Source organism: Aurantimonas sp. HBX-1 (assembly GCF_021391535.1).
Lineage (GTDB): Bacteria > Pseudomonadota > Alphaproteobacteria > Rhizobiales > Rhizobiaceae > Aurantimonas.
Map to the genome: position 1 here is coordinate 1728883 of NZ_CP090066.1, position 16230 is coordinate 1745112.

Sequence of the window (16230 nt, forward strand, 5' to 3'; positions counted from 1 at the left end):
AAGATCAAGAAGGTATCGAGAATGCAGGTAACGGAAACCAAGGCCGAGGGCCTGAAGCGCGAGATCCAGATCGTCGTGCCGGCTTCGGACCTTGAAGCGCGCCTCCAGACACGGCTCTACGAAGCCAAGGACCGGGTGCAGCTGAAGGGTTTCCGGCCCGGCAAGGTGCCGATGTCGCATCTGCGCAAGATGTACGGCAAGTCGATGATGGCGGAGATCGTCAACCAGATCATCAACGAGACCCCGCGCAACGTCATCGCCGAGCGCAACGAGCGCTCCGCGATGCAGCCGGAAATCGTGATGACCGAGGACGAGGGCGAGGCCGAGAAGGTTCTCAGCGGCAAGTCCGACTTCAGCTTCACGCTCTCCTACGAGACGCTGCCGTCCTTCGAGCTGAAGGACACCAGCGGCATCAAGATCGAGCGGCCGATCGTCGAGATCGCCGACGAGGAGGTCGACGAGCAGGTGAAGCGCATCGCCGACAGCGCCAAGACCTACGAGCCGAAGGACGGCAAGGCGGAAACCGGCGACCGCGTCACGATGGACTTCGTCGGCAAGGTCGACGGCGAGCCCTTTGACGGCGGGACGGCGAGCGACTCCAATCTCGTTCTCGGCTCTGGCCAGTTCATCCCAGGCTTCGAGGATCAGCTGATCGGCCTCGCGGCCGGCGACGAGAAGGTCGTCGAGCTGACCTTCCCCGAGGATTACGGCGCCGCGCATCTCGCCGGCAAGGCCGCGACCTTCGACGTGACGATCAAGTCGGTGGCGGCGCCGCTCGAGACCGAGATCGACGACGATCTGGCCAAGAAGCTCGGCATCGAGTCGGTGGAGCGTCTGCGGCAGGTTGTGCGTGAGCAGATCGAGAGCCAGTACGGCCAGGCTACGCGCCAGAAGGTCAAGCGCCAGCTGCTCGACGCGCTCGACGCGACCTACGATTTCGACCTGCCGGAGAAGCTGATCGAGGCCGAGTTCGGCAACATCTGGACGCAGGTCCAGAACGAGCTGACGCAGGCCGGCAAGTCCTTTGAGGACGAGGACACGACCGAGGAGGAGGCGCGCGCCGAGTATCGCCGCCTTGCCGAGCGTCGCGTCCGGCTCGGGCTGGTGCTCTCCCAGATCGGCGAGAAGGCCAACGTCCAGATCACCGACGAGGAACTGCAGCGGGCGATGTTCGAGCAGCTTCGCCGCTATCCGGGCCAGGAGCAGCAGCTCTACGAGTATTTCCAGAAGAACCCGGACGCGCTCGCCAGCCTGCGCGCGCCGATCTACGAGGAGAAGGTCGTCGACCATCTCCTGGCCGAGGCCGACGTGACCGACAAGACGGTCACCAAGGAAGAGCTGATGGCCGAGGACGAGGACGACAAGGCGCTGGCCGCCGCCTCCTGATCCTTGCCGATCGATCGAAGATCACGAAAAGGGCCGGCGCAAGTCGGCCCTTTTCGTTATGGCGCCTCAGTCTCGTCAAAGCGCCCCGAGATAGGATGTGCCCGCATCCGCCGTCGGTGGCAGCGCCGGCGCCGGCGCCTGCCGCTTCGCACCTCACCCCCTCCGAGGCCAACACGGTTCTTCCCGCATGACGCTTTCCCGCCCGTTCGCCCTTCTTGCCGCTCTCTTCGCGCTGCTGCTGTGGGCGAGCGCCGCGCCGGCGCAGATGCCGAGCCTGTCGCTGGGAACCAGCACGGAAGCGGCGGCAACGGCCGACGAGCCGTCGCTCGACGAGCTGATCCGCATTCTGGAGAACGACGACACCCGCGCCCGCCTGATCGAATCGCTGAAGGCCGCAGCCTATCGCGCGCCGGCGGCCGAGGCAGCGGACCCGGTCGCCGAGGCCGCCGCGTTGACCCTGCCGGGCCGGATCGCCGTCTACTCCAGCGCTCTGATCGGCAGTCTCGGCGAGACGTGGTCGCATCTGCAGGACAGCGGCCTGGCCTCCCTCGACATGCTCTCCGGCGTCGGCCGCATCAACATTCCCCGGATCTTCGACGCGGTGGCGCCGGTCGGGCTGGTGGCGCTCGTGGTGTTCCTGATCCTGGCGATCGGGCGATTTGCCAAGACGCCGATGTTCCGCCGGCTGGCACGCGGGGCCGAGCATGCGGGGCCGCTGCGCAAGCTGGCCCTGCTCGTCGCCGCGGGCCTGGCGGACGCGCTGTCGATCCTGCTCTGCTGGGCCGGTGGCTATCTCGCGGCGACGATCTTCAACGGCGGTCGCCCAGGCATCAACCAGGCGCTGTTTCTCAACGCGTTCCTGCTGATCGAGACGATCAAGGTCGCGGTCGCCGCCTTCGTCTCGCCGCGCTACCCGGAATTGCGCCTGACGCCGTTTTCCGACCGGCAGGCCCGCTACTGGTACTTCTGGATTTCGCGGCTGATCTCGATCCTCGGCTACACTTTCCTGTTCGTGGCGCCGATCGTCCAGCAGGCATCGAGCGAAGCCGCCGCGGACGCGGTGCGCTTCGTCGTCGTGCTGCTGACGCTCGGCCTGACGATCGGCCTCATCCTGCGCAATCGCAGCGTCGTCCGCGAGCGGCTGAAACGCGCCAAGCATCGCGGCGACAAGAGCTTCGGCGCGCGCGTCAATGCGTTCCTCGGCCAGATCTGGTGGCTGCTCGCCATCGGCTTCGCACTGACCGTTTTCGTCGTCTGGCTGCGCAGCCCGGATACTGGCCTGACCTTCCTTGCGAGTGCGACACTCAAATCGATCGCGGCGATGGCCATCGGCGGGCTGATCGTCTCGGTGCTGTCGCGGGTGATCGCCAGCGGCATCCCGATCCCGCAAGCCGCGAAGGACCGGCTGCCGCTGCTCGAGAAGCGGGTCAACTCCTTCATTCCCAACGCCCTGACGGTCATCCGGGTGATCGTCGTGCTGATCGTCATCGCCTACATATTCGAAGCCTGGAGCCTGCTCAGCGTCAGCTCCTGGCTAGCGACGTCGCTCGGCCAGCTTTTCGTCGGAAGCCTGCTTGGCGCCGCGATCGTGCTGGTCCTCGGGGTCGGGGTCTACATCGCGGTCTCGTCCTGGGTCGAGTATCGGCTCAACCCGCATTACGGCACCGTTCCGACCGCCCGCGAGCGCACGCTGCTGTCGCTGTTCCGCAATGCCTTCACCATCGCCATGGTGGTGATCGTGGCGATGCTGGTGCTCTCGCAACTCGGCATCAACATCGCGCCGCTCCTCGCCGGCGCCGGCGTGGTCGGCCTGGCGATCGGTTTCGGTGCGCAGAAATTCGTTCAGGACATCATCACCGGCGCCTTCATCCAGATCCAGAACGCCATGAACGAAGGCGACATCGTCGAGGTGAACGGGATATCCGGCGTCGTCGAGCACCTGACCGTGCGGTCCGTGGGCCTCAGGACCGTCGAGGGAACCTGGTACCTGATCCCGTTCTCGTCGGTGGACCAGGTGGCGAACTTCTCGAAGGACTTCGCCTATTACGTCGCCGATATCGGCGTCGCCTATCGCGAGAACGTCGCCGACGTGAAGCAGATGATGCACGACGCCTTTGACGAGCTGAAGCTTGGCAGCGAGGGCGAGAACCTGATCAGCGAGTTCGACATGTGGGGCGTGAACGAACTCGGCGATTCCGCCGTGGTCGTGCGCGGAAGGGTGATGACCAAGCCCGGCACCCAGTGGGGCATCGGCCGCGCCTATCGCGAGATCGTCAAGCGGATGGCCGACGAGCGCGGCATCGAGATCCCGTTCCCGCAGACGACCGTGTGGTTCGGCGAGGACCGCAAGGGCAGGGCGCCGCCGGTGCGGGTCGAGGCGCTGGACGCGCCCGCAGGTGGCCGCCCGGTCGCGAGCCTGCCGCCGGCGGCCGCGCCGAGCGAGCCGGGCGCGCAGGACGGCGCCTCGCAGCATGGCTCGGTGGATGCCGGCGGCAAGCCGATACCGCCGGGCGCGAGCGACATCGACAGCGCCGGCGACGGCCGCGGCTGAGCCCGGCGGGCGGCGTCGCGCCGGGCGATCGGCCGCGGCGACCATGCCGCCTTGCACAGGCCGATTGCAAAGCCCTATCTACGGGGTCACAGACCCCAACCCGATTCTGTGGCATTACCGCCCGGTAGTCGCCATCCGACCCAGCAGCGAGACGCTTCCATGACACATCCCGTCGAAACCGCGATGAACCTCGTCCCGATGGTGGTCGAACAGACCAATCGCGGCGAACGCGCCTACGACATCTTCTCCCGGCTGCTCAAGGAGCGGGTGATCTTCATCACCGGTCCGATCGAGGACTCGATGGCGACGCTGGTCTGCGCCCAGCTCCTGTTCCTCGAGGCGGAGAACCCGAAGAAGGAGATCGCGCTCTACATCAACTCGCCGGGCGGGATCGTGACCAGCGGCATGGCGATCTACGACACGATGCAGTTCATCCGCCCCGCCGTGTCGACGCTGTGCATCGGCCAGGCCGCCTCGATGGGCTCGCTGCTGCTCTGCGCCGGCCACAAGGACATGCGCTTTGCGACACCGAACGCCCGCATCATGGTGCATCAGCCGTCGGGCGGCTTCTCGGGCCAGGCTTCGGACATCGAGCGCCACGCCCAGGACATCATCAAGCTGAAGCGCCGGCTGAACGAAATCTATGTCGAGCACACCGGCCAGGACTACGAAACCATTGAACGCACGCTCGATCGCGACCACTTCATGACAGCGGAAGAAGCGCGCGAGTTCGGTATCGTCGACAAGGTCTACTCCTCGCGAGTGGCCCTCGAGACCGAGGTCAAGCCCTGAAGCGCCACGTCACGGCCACACTTGCGGACGGATAATGCCGGCGAGGCCGTTAAGCGCCACTCAAGCATTCGCCCCTAGGCTGTAATGTGCGACAATGTGCGTTGCGGAGTCGTCGATCTGCCAAGGCAGGTCCTATGCGAGCGGGTGAAGTGACGATAGGCTCGACGCGGAAGCGATAAACGGATTCCCTGGAGGGGACCGGATCGGAAGGAAAGACGAATGAGCAAAACGAGCGGCGGCGATTCCAAGAACACGCTCTATTGCTCTTTCTGCGGAAAGAGCCAGCACGAAGTCCGTAAGCTGATCGCCGGGCCGACGGTTTTCATCTGCGACGAATGCGTCGAACTCTGCATGGACATCATCCGCGAGGAAAACAAATCCTCGATGGTGAAGTCGCGCGAGGGCGTGCCGACGCCGCAGGAGATCATCGCGGTCCTCGACGACTACGTGATTGGCCAGTCCTTCGCCAAGAAGGTGCTGTCGGTCGCCGTGCACAACCACTACAAGCGCCTCGCGCATGCGGCGAAGAACAACGACGTCGAGCTGGCGAAGTCCAACATCCTGCTGATCGGCCCCACCGGCTGCGGCAAGACGCTGCTCGCGCAGACGCTGGCGCGCATCCTCGACGTGCCGTTCACCATGGCCGACGCGACGACGCTGACCGAAGCCGGCTATGTCGGCGAGGACGTCGAGAACATCATCCTCAAGTTGCTGCAGTCGGCCGACTACAATGTCGAGCGGGCGCAGCGTGGCATCGTCTACATCGACGAGATCGACAAGATCAGCCGCAAGTCCGACAACCCGTCGATCACCCGCGACGTGTCGGGCGAAGGCGTGCAGCAGGCGCTGCTGAAGATCATGGAAGGCACGGTCGCTTCCGTGCCGCCGCAGGGCGGCCGCAAGCATCCGCAGCAGGAATTCCTGCAGGTGGATACCGCCAACATCCTGTTCATCTGCGGCGGCGCCTTTGCCGGGCTCGACAAGATTATCTCGGATCGCGGTCGCAAGACCTCGATCGGCTTCGCGGCGAACGTCGCGTCGCCGGACGAGCGCCGCACAGGAGACGTGTTCCGCCAGGTGGAGCCCGAGGATCTCTTGAAGTTCGGCCTGATCCCCGAATTCGTCGGCCGTCTGCCGGTCCTGGCGACGCTTGAGGACCTGGACGAGCCGGCTCTGGTGCAGATCCTGGAGCAGCCGAAGAACGCGCTGGTCAAGCAGTATCAGCGGCTGTTCGAGATGGAGAATGTCGAACTCACCTTCCATTCGGATGCGCTGACGGCGATCGCCCGCAAGGCGATCGAGCGCAAGACCGGGGCGCGTGGCCTGCGGTCGATCATGGAGGCGATGCTGCTCGACACGATGTTCGACCTGCCGACGCTGGAAGGCGTGCAGGAGGTCGTGATCTCCGAGGACGTTATCGAGGGGAATGCGCGGCCGCTCTACATCTATGCGGATCGCAGCGCCGAGAAGGAGAACGTCAGCGCCTGACGTCTCTGCATTTCGGCAATCTCTGAGGACGGACCGGAGCCCGTCCCGGCTTTCCGCCGGGGCGGGCTCTTTGGTGACAGTATGATGACCGGTGCGTAGCCTGCAACCGCTTGAATGGCAGGAGCTTCCTGCCCAGATAGTGACCATTGAGGCGTGCGCCGCGGATGCTTGATGAAGGTCTGCCGCGCACGGCCTGGACGGCGTGAAGCCGTAGAAAGGAACACCATGTCCCACACATCCGAACGTTCCGGCGGAGGCGAAGCCAGCCTCTATCCAGTCCTGCCCCTCCGCGACATCGTCGTGTTCCCGCACATGATCGTTCCGCTCTTCGTCGGGCGGGAGAAGTCGATCAAGGCGCTCGAGGAGGTGATGGGCGCGGACAAGCAGATCCTGCTTGCCACCCAGAAGAACGCCGGCGACGAGGATCCCGCTCCCGACGCGATCTACGAGGTCGGCACGGTGGCGAACGTCCTGCAGCTGCTCAAGCTGCCCGACGGCACCGTCAAGGTGCTCGTCGAGGGCATCGACCGCGCGCGCATCGAGAGCTTCACCGCCCGCACCGACTGGCACGAGGCCTATGCCGACATCATCGAGGAAGCCGACGAGGACCCGGTCGAAATCGAGGCCCTGGCCCGCTCGGTGGTCTCGGAGTTCGAGAACTACGTCAAGCTGAACAAGAAGATCTCGCCGGAAGTGGTGGGTGCCGCAGGTCAGATCGACGACTATTCCAAGCTCGCCGACACGGTCGCCTCGCATCTCGCGATCAAGCTGCCCGAGAAGCAGGAGATGCTGAGCCTCGTCAGCGTCCGCGAGCGGCTGGAGCGCGCCCTCGGCTTCATGGAGTCCGAGATCTCGGTGCTCCAGGTGGAGAAGCGCATCCGCTCGCGCGTCAAGCGCCAGATGGAGAAGACCCAGCGCGAGTACTACCTGAACGAGCAGATGAAGGCGATCCAGAAGGAGCTCGGCGACGGCGAAGACGGCCGTGACGAGATGGCCGAGCTGGAAGACCGGATCAAGAAGACCAAGCTCTCGAAGGAAGGCCGCGAGAAGGCCAACGCCGAGATGAAGAAGCTGCGGCAGATGTCGCCGATGTCGGCCGAGGCGACGGTGGTGCGCAACTACCTCGACTGGCTGCTCGGCCTGCCGTGGGGCAACCGCTCGCGCGTCAAGATCGACCTGAAGAAGGCCGAGGAGATCCTCGACACCGATCACTACGGTCTGGAGAAGGTCAAGGAGCGGATCATCGAGTACCTGGCGGTGCAGAGCCGGCAGTCGAAGATGAAGGGTCCGATCCTGTGCCTCGTCGGACCTCCGGGTGTCGGCAAGACCTCGCTGGCGAAGTCGATCGCCCGGGCGACCGGACGCGAGTACGTGCGCATGGCGCTCGGCGGCGTGCGGGACGAGGCGGAGATCCGCGGTCACCGGCGGACCTATATCGGCTCGATGCCCGGCAAGGTCATCCAGTCGATGAAGAAGGCGAAGAAGACCAATCCGCTCTTCCTGCTCGACGAGATCGACAAGATGGGCCAGGACTTCCGCGGCGATCCGTCGTCGGCACTGCTCGAGGTGCTCGATCCGGAACAGAACGCCACCTTCATGGACCACTATCTGGAGGTCGAGTACGACCTGTCGGCGACGATGTTCGTGACCACCGCGAACACGCTGAACATCCCGGCGCCGCTGATGGACCGGATGGAGATCATCCGGATCGCCGGCTACACCGAGGACGAGAAGGTCGAGATCGCGCGGCGGCATCTGCTGCCGAAGGCGATTAAGGACCACGCCCTGAAGCCGGAGGAGTTCTCGGTCAGCGAGGACGCCCTGCGCGAGATCGCCCAGCGCTACACCCGCGAGGCGGGGGTGCGCAGCTTCGAGCGGGAACTGACGAAGCTCGCCCGCAAGGCGGTGACGCAGATCCTGAAGGGCGAGGCGACGAAGGTCGAGGTCACGGCGGCGAACCTTGCCGACTATCTCGGGGTCACCCGCTATCGCTACGGCGAGGCGGAGTCCGAGGATCAGGTCGGTGTGGTCACCGGTCTGGCGTGGACCGAGGTCGGCGGCGAACTGCTGACGATCGAAGGCGTGATGATGCCGGGCAAGGGCAAGATGACCGTGACCGGCAACCTCAAGGATGTGATGAAGGAGTCGATCTCCGCGGCGGCGTCCTACGTCCGCTCGCGTGCGCTCGACTACGGCATCAAGCCGCCGCTGTTCGAGAAGCGGGACATCCACGTCCACGTGCCGGAGGGCGCGACGCCGAAGGACGGACCGTCTGCCGGCGTGGCGATGGCGACCGCCATCGTGTCGGTGCTGACCGGAATCCCGGTTCGCCGGGACATCGCGATGACCGGCGAGATCACGTTGCGCGGCAGGGTACTGCCGATCGGTGGCCTCAAGGAGAAGCTGCTGGCGGCGCTGAGGGGCGGCATCAAGACGGTGCTGATCCCCGAGGAGAACGCCAAGGATCTCGCCGAGATCCCGGACAGCGTGAAGAACCGGATGGACATCATCCCGGTCTCGCGCATGGGCGAGGTGCTGAAGCATGCGCTCGTGCAGCCGCTGGTGCCGGTCGAATGGTCCGAAAAGGACGAGCCGATGACGGGCACTCCGCTGGTCGACGAAGGGGCAACGGCTGTTGCCCACTGATCGCACCGACCGCTTTTATGGAAAATGCCGCCCTCCGGGGCGGCATTTTTTTTGCAAAGTCCCCGGAATCCGGCACTTTGCCGTTGCCGAAGCGTTGACGATCCGCGAAAGTTGACCACCGTGCTCACGGAGTCGTTACGACTTACGAATCAGGAGGGTATTTGATGAACAAAAACGAACTCGTGTCTGCCGTGGCAGACAAGGCCGAGCTGTCGAAGCAGCAGGCAGGAACCGCCGTGGATGCGATCTTCGAGATCATCCAGGGGGCGATGGCCAAGGGGGACGACATCCGCCTGGTCGGCTTCGGAACGTTTTCCGTCTCGCATCGCGCGGCCTCCAAGGGCCGCAACCCGTCGACCGGCGCAGAAGTCGACATTCCGGCACGCAACGTGCCGAAATTCGCCGCCGGCAAGGGTCTCAAGGACGCCGTCAACAACAAGTAGGCCTCACCGCCTGCACTGCCGAACGGCCGGGCTTGTCCCGGCCGTTTGCGTTTCAGGAGGTCATGTTCCCTACAGCGCGGCGGCGATCGCACGCAGGGCGGAGAGTCGTCGCCTGCGGCAGGATAGAGTGGGTGTGCCTAGGGCGATCGCGCCAAGCGATGGCACGATTGCTGGCACGTAATCGATTGCGTCGCTACCGCCGGTCACCGCCGTAGCGGGAACGGCTGGACGGCAAGGAAACCCGCCGGTCCGCTGTTCGTCCGTCCGACGTCTTCAAAGCCGTTGGAAGAGCACTTCCCGATCTTGTCGTGCGCCTGATCGAGCATTTTCCTGGGGAGAGGAAAATACAGCAAAATCAGTAGGTTGCCTGGCATTCACTCAGCGAACTTGCTGGATAAGCGTAGAATCTCGCGCTGTCACACTTGCCACGGCAATCCGATTAAGCGGATATCTGAGTTCCCCACGGGAACAGACCTCATTGTTGTCATCAATGAAGGAGTCTGCCTGTGCCCAAGCCCCACGAGCCTAAGCGTCTCGTCAGTGTCCTAAGCGCCTTGGTGATTTCGATCGCCTTGTCGCTCTCGCCTCCGTCGATCCTGCACATCGACAGCGGCGGCGGTGACGTGTGCTTCTTCTGCGCAGCATCTAGCGGGCAGGGCCAGCCGCAACTCCGGCCATCGTAGTGAGCATCAGCGACAGTTCTGGGGTGGCCGCGGCGAAGCTCCTTGGCACCACGAGCCGATCATACGAGGAAACGCTGTTGGCTTGGCGCTAGGTGAGCCGCTGGGCCATGGGCCGAAGCCAGCAATCCAGGCGCTTAAAGCGATATCAATGCAGGGGGATGGTGGGCGATGACAGGCTCGAACTGCCGACATCCTCGGTGTAAACGAGGCGCTCTACCAACTGAGCTAATCGCCCCCGGCTCCGTCTAGGACTTTGCCGGTCGGCTGGCAAGAGTCGGCGCCCTGTTGAGCCGGCGAGAATCGGTCGGCGCGGCCGGGCGGCGTCCATCGCCCGCTACGGGCGATTCGCCCGGGAGCCGCTTCCGCGCGGCAGGGCTGTGGCCACGAAAGCCGGCATTTTTGGCCGATTATGACGGGTTGGCGACGGTCGCCGTTTTGTCCCGGCTCTCTTGGCGGCTTTCGCTTGACAGCCCCCGGGGATGCCCGTAAACGACCGCTCACAAGCCGCGCAAGCGGCCGAGCGCGGGTGTAGCTCAGTCGGTTAGAGTGCCGGCCTGTCACGCCGGAGGTCGCGGGTTCGAGCCCCGTCACTCGCGCCAGTTTCTACCCGGCCGATTTCGGCCATCCCCCTTACATTGCCATCGACATGCAGGCCGCGCCCCATCGCTGCGGCGGCGGTCCCCGTCGCGCCGGCCCATCAGAGAACCGGCGCGGGAGGCGACGCATCGATCGTCGGCGACGTCAGATCCCCGAGCCCTGCTCCTCCTCGAAGTCGCTCTCCAGCGCCGGCTCCGGCCAGATGGGGGCAGGGGCCGCGCCGTGCTCGGCCGTCGGCTCCGGGAACGGCATCCACGCCAGCAATTCGTCGTCCTCGTAGGCGACGGGCGCGTCGGCGTCGGTATCCGTCGCCACCCAGGCCTTTTCCGGTGCGCCGCGCGGGCTCGTCCAGCGGACCGTATCGACCTCGGCGGGGCCCTGTTCGCCGGCGCGGACGGTCACCAGGATCCGCGCGCCGTCGCGGCGGGCGCTGGACATCGGCTGCCATGGGGTGGATGCGCGTTCGACCATGATGCTTTCTCCTCTGCGGCGACGGCGCGCCGGGATGCCTGTGTGCCGGCTCCGGCGGCGTCTGCCGCGAGCCTAGCCGAGCCGGCGGCGAAGCGCGACGCCCCGGTCGCGGACGATGCTTTCCCGTCGCTGTTTCCGGCGTTGCCGGCGCCTTGCTTCGCCGTGGAGAAGGGGATAGTTCTCGCCGCATTGCGGCAGACATTGCCGAGACGCTGGCCGCGGCCCCGCCGATCCGACACGGATCGGTAGACGCGCACGTTTACCGCGACGATCCGCCCGTTGCGGGTGTTCCGCGGCAACCCGATATGAGGCTCCGAGGCGATGAACCTGCTTCTCGCATCCTATCTGCCGATCGTGATCTTCGTGGGCGTCGCCCTGTTCATCGGTCTGGCATTGCTGGTCTCGCCGTTCCTGGTGGCGTTCAGGGCGCCGGACGACGAGAAGCTCTCCGCCTACGAGTGCGGGTTCGATGCGTTCGACGATTCGCGGATGAAGTTCGACGTTCGGTTCTACCTGGTGTCGATCCTGTTCATCATCTTCGATCTCGAAGTGGCGTTCCTGTTTCCCTGGGCGGCGACCTTCGGGACGCTGGGCTGGTTCGGCTTCTGGTCGATGATGGTGTTCCTCGGCGTGCTGACGATCGGCTTCATCTACGAATGGAAGAAAGGCGCGTTGGAATGGGATTGATCAAGGGTTCCGAGCCGCTGCTGCTGCGTTCGCCGGCCGTCGATGCCGGAGCGGCGCCGGCCCGGCCGCTGACGCCGGCCCCCGCCGATCCGTTCGTGACCGACATCAATGACGAGCTGGCCGACAAGGGCTTCCTCGTCACCTCGACGGACGAGCTGATCCACTGGGCCCGCACCGGCTCGCTGATGTGGATGACTTTCGGCCTTGCCTGCTGCGCCGTCGAGATGATGCAGATGTCGATGCCGCGCTACGACGCCGAACGCTTCGGCTTCGCCCCGCGCGCCTCGCCCCGCCAGTCCGACGTGATGATCGTCGCGGGCACGCTGACCAACAAGATGGCCCCGGCGCTGCGCAAGGTCTACGACCAGATGCCGGAGCCGCGCTACGTCATCTCCATGGGCTCCTGCGCCAATGGCGGCGGCTACTACCACTATTCGTATTCGGTGGTGCGCGGCTGCGACCGGATCGTGCCGGTGGACATCTACGTCCCGGGCTGCCCGCCGACCGCAGAGGCGCTGCTCTACGGCGTGCTGCTGCTGCAGCGCAAGATCCGCCGCACCGGAACGATCGAACGCTGAACGGGGCAAGCATGCGTGAATTTGCGACCACCGATCTGGCCGACTACGTCGCCGAGACGCTCGGCGAGCACCTGATCGAACGCCGCTTCGCCTATGGCGAGCTGACGCTGACGGTGGCGCCGGAGGCTATCGTGCGGGTGCTGAGCTTCCTGCGCGACGACCCGCAGACGCAGTTCGTCAATCTCGTCGACCTGTGCGGCGTCGACTACCCGGCCCGCGCCAAGCGCTTCGAGGTGGTCTACCACCTCTTGTCGCCGCGCCAGAACCAGCGCATCCGCGTCAAGATCTCCACCGGCGAGGACAAGCCGGTGGCATCGATCTGCGACGTCTATCCCGCCGCCGACTGGTACGAACGCGAAGCCTACGACTTCTACGGCATCCTCTTCACCGGCCATCCGGACCTTCGCCGCATCCTCACCGACTACGGTTTCGAGGGCTATCCGCTGCGCAAGGACTTCCCGCTGACCGGCTTCGTCGAGGTGCATTACGACGACGAGAAGAAGCAGGTCGTCTACGAGCCGGTGGAGCTGCGCCAGGAATTCCGCAGCTTCGACTTCCTGTCGCCCTGGGAGGGGACCGAGTACGTCCTGCCGGGGGACGAGAAGGCCAAGCAGTAGCAACGGAGGAGGGTGGAGATGACCCGGAAGCGTTTGCACGCCAAGTGCCTCTGCGGCGGTGTCAGGATCGACGCCGACTTCGAGGAACTCGAGATCGCCGCCTGCCACTGCGATTCATGTCGTCGCTGGACCGCAGGGCCGTTCCTGACCGTCGAGGGCGCCACCAACGTCATTCCTGCCGGCATCGACTCGCTCGGCATCTACCGCTCGTCGGACTGGGGCGAGCGGGGCTTCTGCCGCACTTGCGGCACCACGCTGTTCTGGCGCAGCGTCGATGGCGAGCATTACGCGCTGTCGGCGACGGCGATCGACGATCTCGGCGATCCGCCTTTCGTCCGCCAGATCTTCGTCGATTCCAAGCCGAACTGGTACGAGTTCGCCAACCAGACCGAGATGATGACCGGCGCGGAATTCTTCGCCAAAGTCGCGCCCACGCAGGAAGAGCCGCATGGCTGAGATCGACGTCCGCAACTTCAACATCAATTTCGGCCCGCAGCATCCGGCCGCGCACGGCGTCTTGCGCCTGGTGCTGGAGCTCGACGGCGAGGTGGTGGAACGTGTCGACCCGCATATCGGCCTGCTGCACCGCGGCACCGAGAAGCTGATCGAGCACAAGACCTACCTGCAGGCGATCCCGTATTTCGATCGGCTCGACTACGTCGCGCCGATGAACCAGGAGCACGCCTTCTGCCTCGCGATCGAGCGGCTGGTCGGCGTCGGCGTGCCGAAGCGCGGCCAGCTGATCCGCGTGCTCTACAGCGAGATCGGCCGCATCCTGTCGCACCTCCTCAACGTGACCACCCAGGCCATGGACGTCGGCGCGCTGACGCCGCCGCTGTGGGGTTTCGAGGAGCGCGAAAAGCTCATGGTGTTCTACGAGCGGGCGTCCGGGTCGCGGCTTCACGCCGCGTATTTCCGGCCCGGCGGTGTTCACATGGACTTGCCGCCGCAGCTCATCGACGACATCGGCGCATGGTGCGACCCCTTCCTCAAGGTCTGCGACGACATCGAGGGCCTGCTGACCGACAACCGGATCTTCAAGCAGCGCAATGTCGACATCGGCGTCGTGACGCTGGAGGACGCCTGGGCGATGGGCTTTTCCGGCGTGATGGTCCGCGGCTCTGGCGCCGCCTGGGACCTGCGAAAGTCGCAGCCCTACGAGTGCTACGACGAGATGGATTTCGACATCCCGATCGGCAAGAACGGCGACTGCTACGACCGCTATCTGATCCGCATGGTCGAGATGCGCGAGTCGGTGAAGATCATGAAGCAGTGCGTCGAGCAGTTGCAGGGCGCGCATCGCGTCGGGCCGGTCTCGGCCTCCGAGGGCAAGGTCGTGCCGCCGCGCCGCGCCCAGATGAAGCGCTCGATGGAAGCGCTGATCCACCACTTCAAGCTCTACACGGAGGGCTTCCACGTGCCGGCGGGCGAGGTCTATGCCGCGGTCGAGGCGCCGAAGGGCGAGTTCGGCGTCTATCTCGTCGCCGACGGCACCAACAAGCCGCACCGCTGCAAGATCAAGGCGCCGGGCTTCGCCCATCTCCAGGCCATGGACTTCCTCTGCAAGGGGCACATGCTGGCGGACGTCTCGGCGATTCTCGGCACGCTCGACATCGTCTTCGGCGAGGTCGACCGCTAGGCGAATCAACCCTCTGCGGCCACCATCCGATGCCCGCAGGGCTGGCCGAACGGCCAGCCGCTGCGGCTTTCGGCCACTGGCCTTTTGTCATTCATGTGATAGAACGCGCCGCAACATCGCAATGTTGAACCGGTTCTAAGTCGAGGTCCGATGTCTGTCCGACGTCTCGCGGAAGATACCGTCCAGCCCGCCGGGTTCGCCTTCTCCGAAGCGAACGCTCGCTGGGCCGAGGCGACGCTCCGTAAATATCCCGAGGGTCGTCAGCAGTCGGCAGTGATCCCGCTCCTGATGCGCGCGCAGGATCAGGAAGGCTGGGTCACCAAGGCGGCAATCGAGTATGTCGCCGACATGCTGGCCATGCCGCTGATCCGCGTCCTCGAGGTCGCGACCTTCTATACCCAGTTCCAGCTGAAGCCGGTGGGCACCCGCGCCCACATCCAGGTCTGCGGGACGACCCCCTGCATGCTGCGCGGCGCCAACGACCTCAAGGACGTCTGCCGCAGCAAGATCCACCCGGAGCCGTTCCACACCAACGCCGACGGAACCCTGTCCTGGGAAGAGGTCGAGTGCCTCGGTGCCTGCGTCAACGCGCCGATGGTCATGGTCTTCCACGACACCTACGAGGACCTGACGCCGGAGCGCCTGGAAGAGATCATCGACCTGTTCGAGGCTGGCCGCGGCGCAGAAGTTGCGCCAGGCCCGCAGAACGGCCGCCATCTGTCGGCGCCGCTCGGCGGCCTGACGAGCCTCACCGGCGACTACGACGACCTGATCGCCGACGGACAGACCGCGGGTGCGGGCGGTTCCGACGCAGGCGAGCACCGACCGGCATCGGGCGCTGCGCCGCAGGGCGGCGGCGCCGGAGCGGCCGTGACGGAGGACGATTCCAAGGCGGGTCGCCCCGATGCCTACGCCGAAGAGACCGATCCGAGCATTTCCGCACCGGGCAAGGCCGATGCGGCGAACGACTCGCATGCAGCCGAAGAAGACGTCGGCGACGAACTGGTCGCTGCGGCCGGACGACCGGGATCCGGCCAGGAGGGCGGTACGGTCGACGCACGCCCCAGCGACCAGGCCGATCGCGACGCGGCCGAGTCGGACCAGGTTTCGGGCGACATGGCGACCGGCGAGGCGCCGACGGGCGGCGATCTGGGCGCCCAGGAAGCCGCCGCCGAGGCCGCGACTATTTCCGACAAGTACCGTCCGCAGGATCAGGCCGCGCCGCTTGATCGCCGCGGGGCATCGCCGGATCTGGTGGCCCCGGTCCCGCTCGATCCGTCGGAAATCGAAGGCGACCGCACGGATACGTCGGACACGTCGCCGGGACCCGTCGCGAAGGATCACTTCGCCAGCCGGGGCGAGGGCGGCGATGCGGCAAAGGAAGCCGGCGAGCGACCGCATGACCTGCTGACCGAGCCGCGCGGCGACAAGGACGACCTGAAGCGGATCAAGGGCATCGGCCCGGTGATCGAGAACAAGCTCAACGCGCTCGGCGTGTTCCACTACTGGCAGATCGCCGAGTGGCGCGAGGCCGAACTCGTCTGGGTCGACAACTACCTGAACTTCCGCGGCCGCGTCCTGCGCGACCGCTGGATCGACCAGGCGCGCGCGCTGCAGGGCGACGTCGCGGGCCGCGCATGACGCGGGCGAGG

General features: G+C 65.6%; 13 protein-coding genes and 2 tRNA genes. 13 read left to right on the top strand and 2 right to left on the bottom strand.

Going from position 1 to position 16230, the window contains the following annotated elements; genetic code table 11:
* Positions 1–21: 21 nt before the first annotated feature.
* The 6 genes from tig (at position 22) to hupB (ending at position 9306) form a co-directional block, all read left to right on the top strand.
* On the top strand, positions 22–1386 hold the full coding sequence (tig, locus tag LXB15_RS08205) for a trigger factor (protein WP_233952323.1): 1365 nt from the start codon (positions 22–24) through the stop codon (positions 1384–1386).
* 187 nt (positions 1387–1573) lie between these two features.
* A complete protein-coding gene (locus LXB15_RS08210) occupies positions 1574–3937 on the top strand; it encodes a mechanosensitive ion channel domain-containing protein (RefSeq protein ID WP_233952324.1) in 2364 nt (787 codons plus the stop codon).
* Between the two features lie 159 nt (positions 3938–4096).
* Complete coding sequence (locus tag LXB15_RS08215) at positions 4097–4729, top strand: ATP-dependent Clp protease proteolytic subunit (RefSeq protein ID WP_233952325.1); 633 nt, start codon at positions 4097–4099, stop codon at positions 4727–4729.
* Between the two features lie 219 nt (positions 4730–4948).
* A complete protein-coding gene (clpX, locus tag LXB15_RS08220) occupies positions 4949–6217 on the top strand; it encodes an ATP-dependent Clp protease ATP-binding subunit ClpX (RefSeq protein ID WP_233952326.1) in 1269 nt (422 codons plus the stop codon).
* A gap of 225 nt (positions 6218–6442) precedes the next feature.
* Positions 6443–8863: an endopeptidase La gene (gene lon / locus LXB15_RS08225; RefSeq protein WP_233952327.1), complete on the top strand. Its 2421-nt coding sequence runs from the start codon at positions 6443–6445 to the stop codon at positions 8861–8863.
* A gap of 164 nt (positions 8864–9027) precedes the next feature.
* Complete coding sequence (hupB, locus tag LXB15_RS08230) at positions 9028–9306, top strand: DNA-binding protein HupB (protein WP_163041863.1); 279 nt, start codon at positions 9028–9030, stop codon at positions 9304–9306.
* An 842-nt stretch (positions 9307–10148) separates the two neighbouring features.
* On the opposite strand, the gene LXB15_RS08235 is transcribed toward hupB, so the two are convergent.
* Positions 10149–10224 (bottom strand) — tRNA-Val (locus LXB15_RS08235).
* A 287-nt stretch (positions 10225–10511) separates the two neighbouring features.
* Between LXB15_RS08235 and LXB15_RS08240 the strand changes: the two genes are divergently transcribed.
* Positions 10512–10588, top strand: a tRNA-Asp gene (locus LXB15_RS08240).
* Between the two features lie 142 nt (positions 10589–10730).
* Here the strand turns inward: LXB15_RS08240 and LXB15_RS08245 are convergent.
* The gene (locus LXB15_RS08245) at positions 10731–11057 is read right to left on the bottom strand and encodes a hypothetical protein (RefSeq protein ID WP_233952329.1); all 327 of its coding nucleotides are present in this window, start codon (positions 11055–11057) and stop codon (positions 10731–10733) included.
* A 321-nt stretch (positions 11058–11378) separates the two neighbouring features.
* Here LXB15_RS08245 and LXB15_RS08250 point away from each other — a divergent pair, with 321 nt between their 5' ends.
* From LXB15_RS08250 to nuoE, 6 genes are all read left to right on the top strand, one after another.
* Positions 11379–11744, top strand: coding sequence for an NADH-quinone oxidoreductase subunit A (locus tag LXB15_RS08250; RefSeq protein WP_233952332.1), 366 nt, complete (start codon positions 11379–11381; stop codon positions 11742–11744).
* Positions 11735–12322, top strand: a complete 588-nt coding sequence (locus LXB15_RS08255) for an NADH-quinone oxidoreductase subunit B family protein (protein ID WP_233952334.1) — start codon at positions 11735–11737, stop codon at positions 12320–12322. The genes LXB15_RS08250 and LXB15_RS08255 overlap by 10 nt, the downstream gene beginning before the upstream one ends.
* Positions 12323–12333: 11 nt before the next feature.
* A complete protein-coding gene (locus tag LXB15_RS08260; RefSeq protein WP_233952336.1) occupies positions 12334–12939 on the top strand; it encodes an NADH-quinone oxidoreductase subunit C in 606 nt (201 codons plus the stop codon).
* 18 nt (positions 12940–12957) lie between these two features.
* Entirely contained in the window at positions 12958–13395 is a 438-nt protein-coding gene (locus LXB15_RS08265; protein ID WP_233952338.1) for a GFA family protein, read from the top strand.
* Positions 13388–14578 carry an NADH-quinone oxidoreductase subunit D gene (locus LXB15_RS08270; protein WP_233952340.1) on the top strand — a complete coding sequence of 397 codons (1191 nt, stop codon included), beginning with the start codon at positions 13388–13390 and terminating at the stop codon, positions 14576–14578. Before LXB15_RS08265 ends, LXB15_RS08270 begins: the two co-directional genes overlap by 8 nt.
* Before the next feature lie 150 nt (positions 14579–14728).
* The gene (gene nuoE, locus LXB15_RS08275; protein WP_233952344.1) at positions 14729–16219 is read left to right on the top strand and encodes an NADH-quinone oxidoreductase subunit NuoE; all 1491 of its coding nucleotides are present in this window, start codon (positions 14729–14731) and stop codon (positions 16217–16219) included.
* Positions 16220–16230: the final 11 nt, after the last annotated feature.

Coding starts and splice junctions, on each gene's coding strand:
- nuoE (WP_233952344.1), top strand. CDS start 14,729: ATGTCTGTCCGACGTCTCGCGGAAGATACCGTCCAGCCCGCCGGGTTC.
- LXB15_RS08255 (WP_233952334.1), top strand. CDS start 11,735: ATGGGATTGATCAAGGGTTCCGAGCCGCTGCTGCTGCGTTCGCCGGCC.
- tig (WP_233952323.1), top strand. CDS start 22: ATGCAGGTAACGGAAACCAAGGCCGAGGGCCTGAAGCGCGAGATCCAG.
- LXB15_RS08260 (WP_233952336.1), top strand. CDS start 12,334: ATGCGTGAATTTGCGACCACCGATCTGGCCGACTACGTCGCCGAGACG.
- hupB (WP_163041863.1), top strand. CDS start 9,028: ATGAACAAAAACGAACTCGTGTCTGCCGTGGCAGACAAGGCCGAGCTG.
- LXB15_RS08270 (WP_233952340.1), top strand. CDS start 13,388: ATGGCTGAGATCGACGTCCGCAACTTCAACATCAATTTCGGCCCGCAG.
- LXB15_RS08245 (WP_233952329.1), bottom strand. CDS start 11,057: ATGGTCGAACGCGCATCCACCCCATGGCAGCCGATGTCCAGCGCCCGC.
- lon (WP_233952327.1), top strand. CDS start 6,443: ATGTCCCACACATCCGAACGTTCCGGCGGAGGCGAAGCCAGCCTCTAT.
- LXB15_RS08250 (WP_233952332.1), top strand. CDS start 11,379: ATGAACCTGCTTCTCGCATCCTATCTGCCGATCGTGATCTTCGTGGGC.
- LXB15_RS08215 (WP_233952325.1), top strand. CDS start 4,097: ATGACACATCCCGTCGAAACCGCGATGAACCTCGTCCCGATGGTGGTC.
- LXB15_RS08265 (WP_233952338.1), top strand. CDS start 12,958: ATGACCCGGAAGCGTTTGCACGCCAAGTGCCTCTGCGGCGGTGTCAGG.
- LXB15_RS08210 (WP_233952324.1), top strand. CDS start 1,574: ATGACGCTTTCCCGCCCGTTCGCCCTTCTTGCCGCTCTCTTCGCGCTG.
- clpX (WP_233952326.1), top strand. CDS start 4,949: ATGAGCAAAACGAGCGGCGGCGATTCCAAGAACACGCTCTATTGCTCT.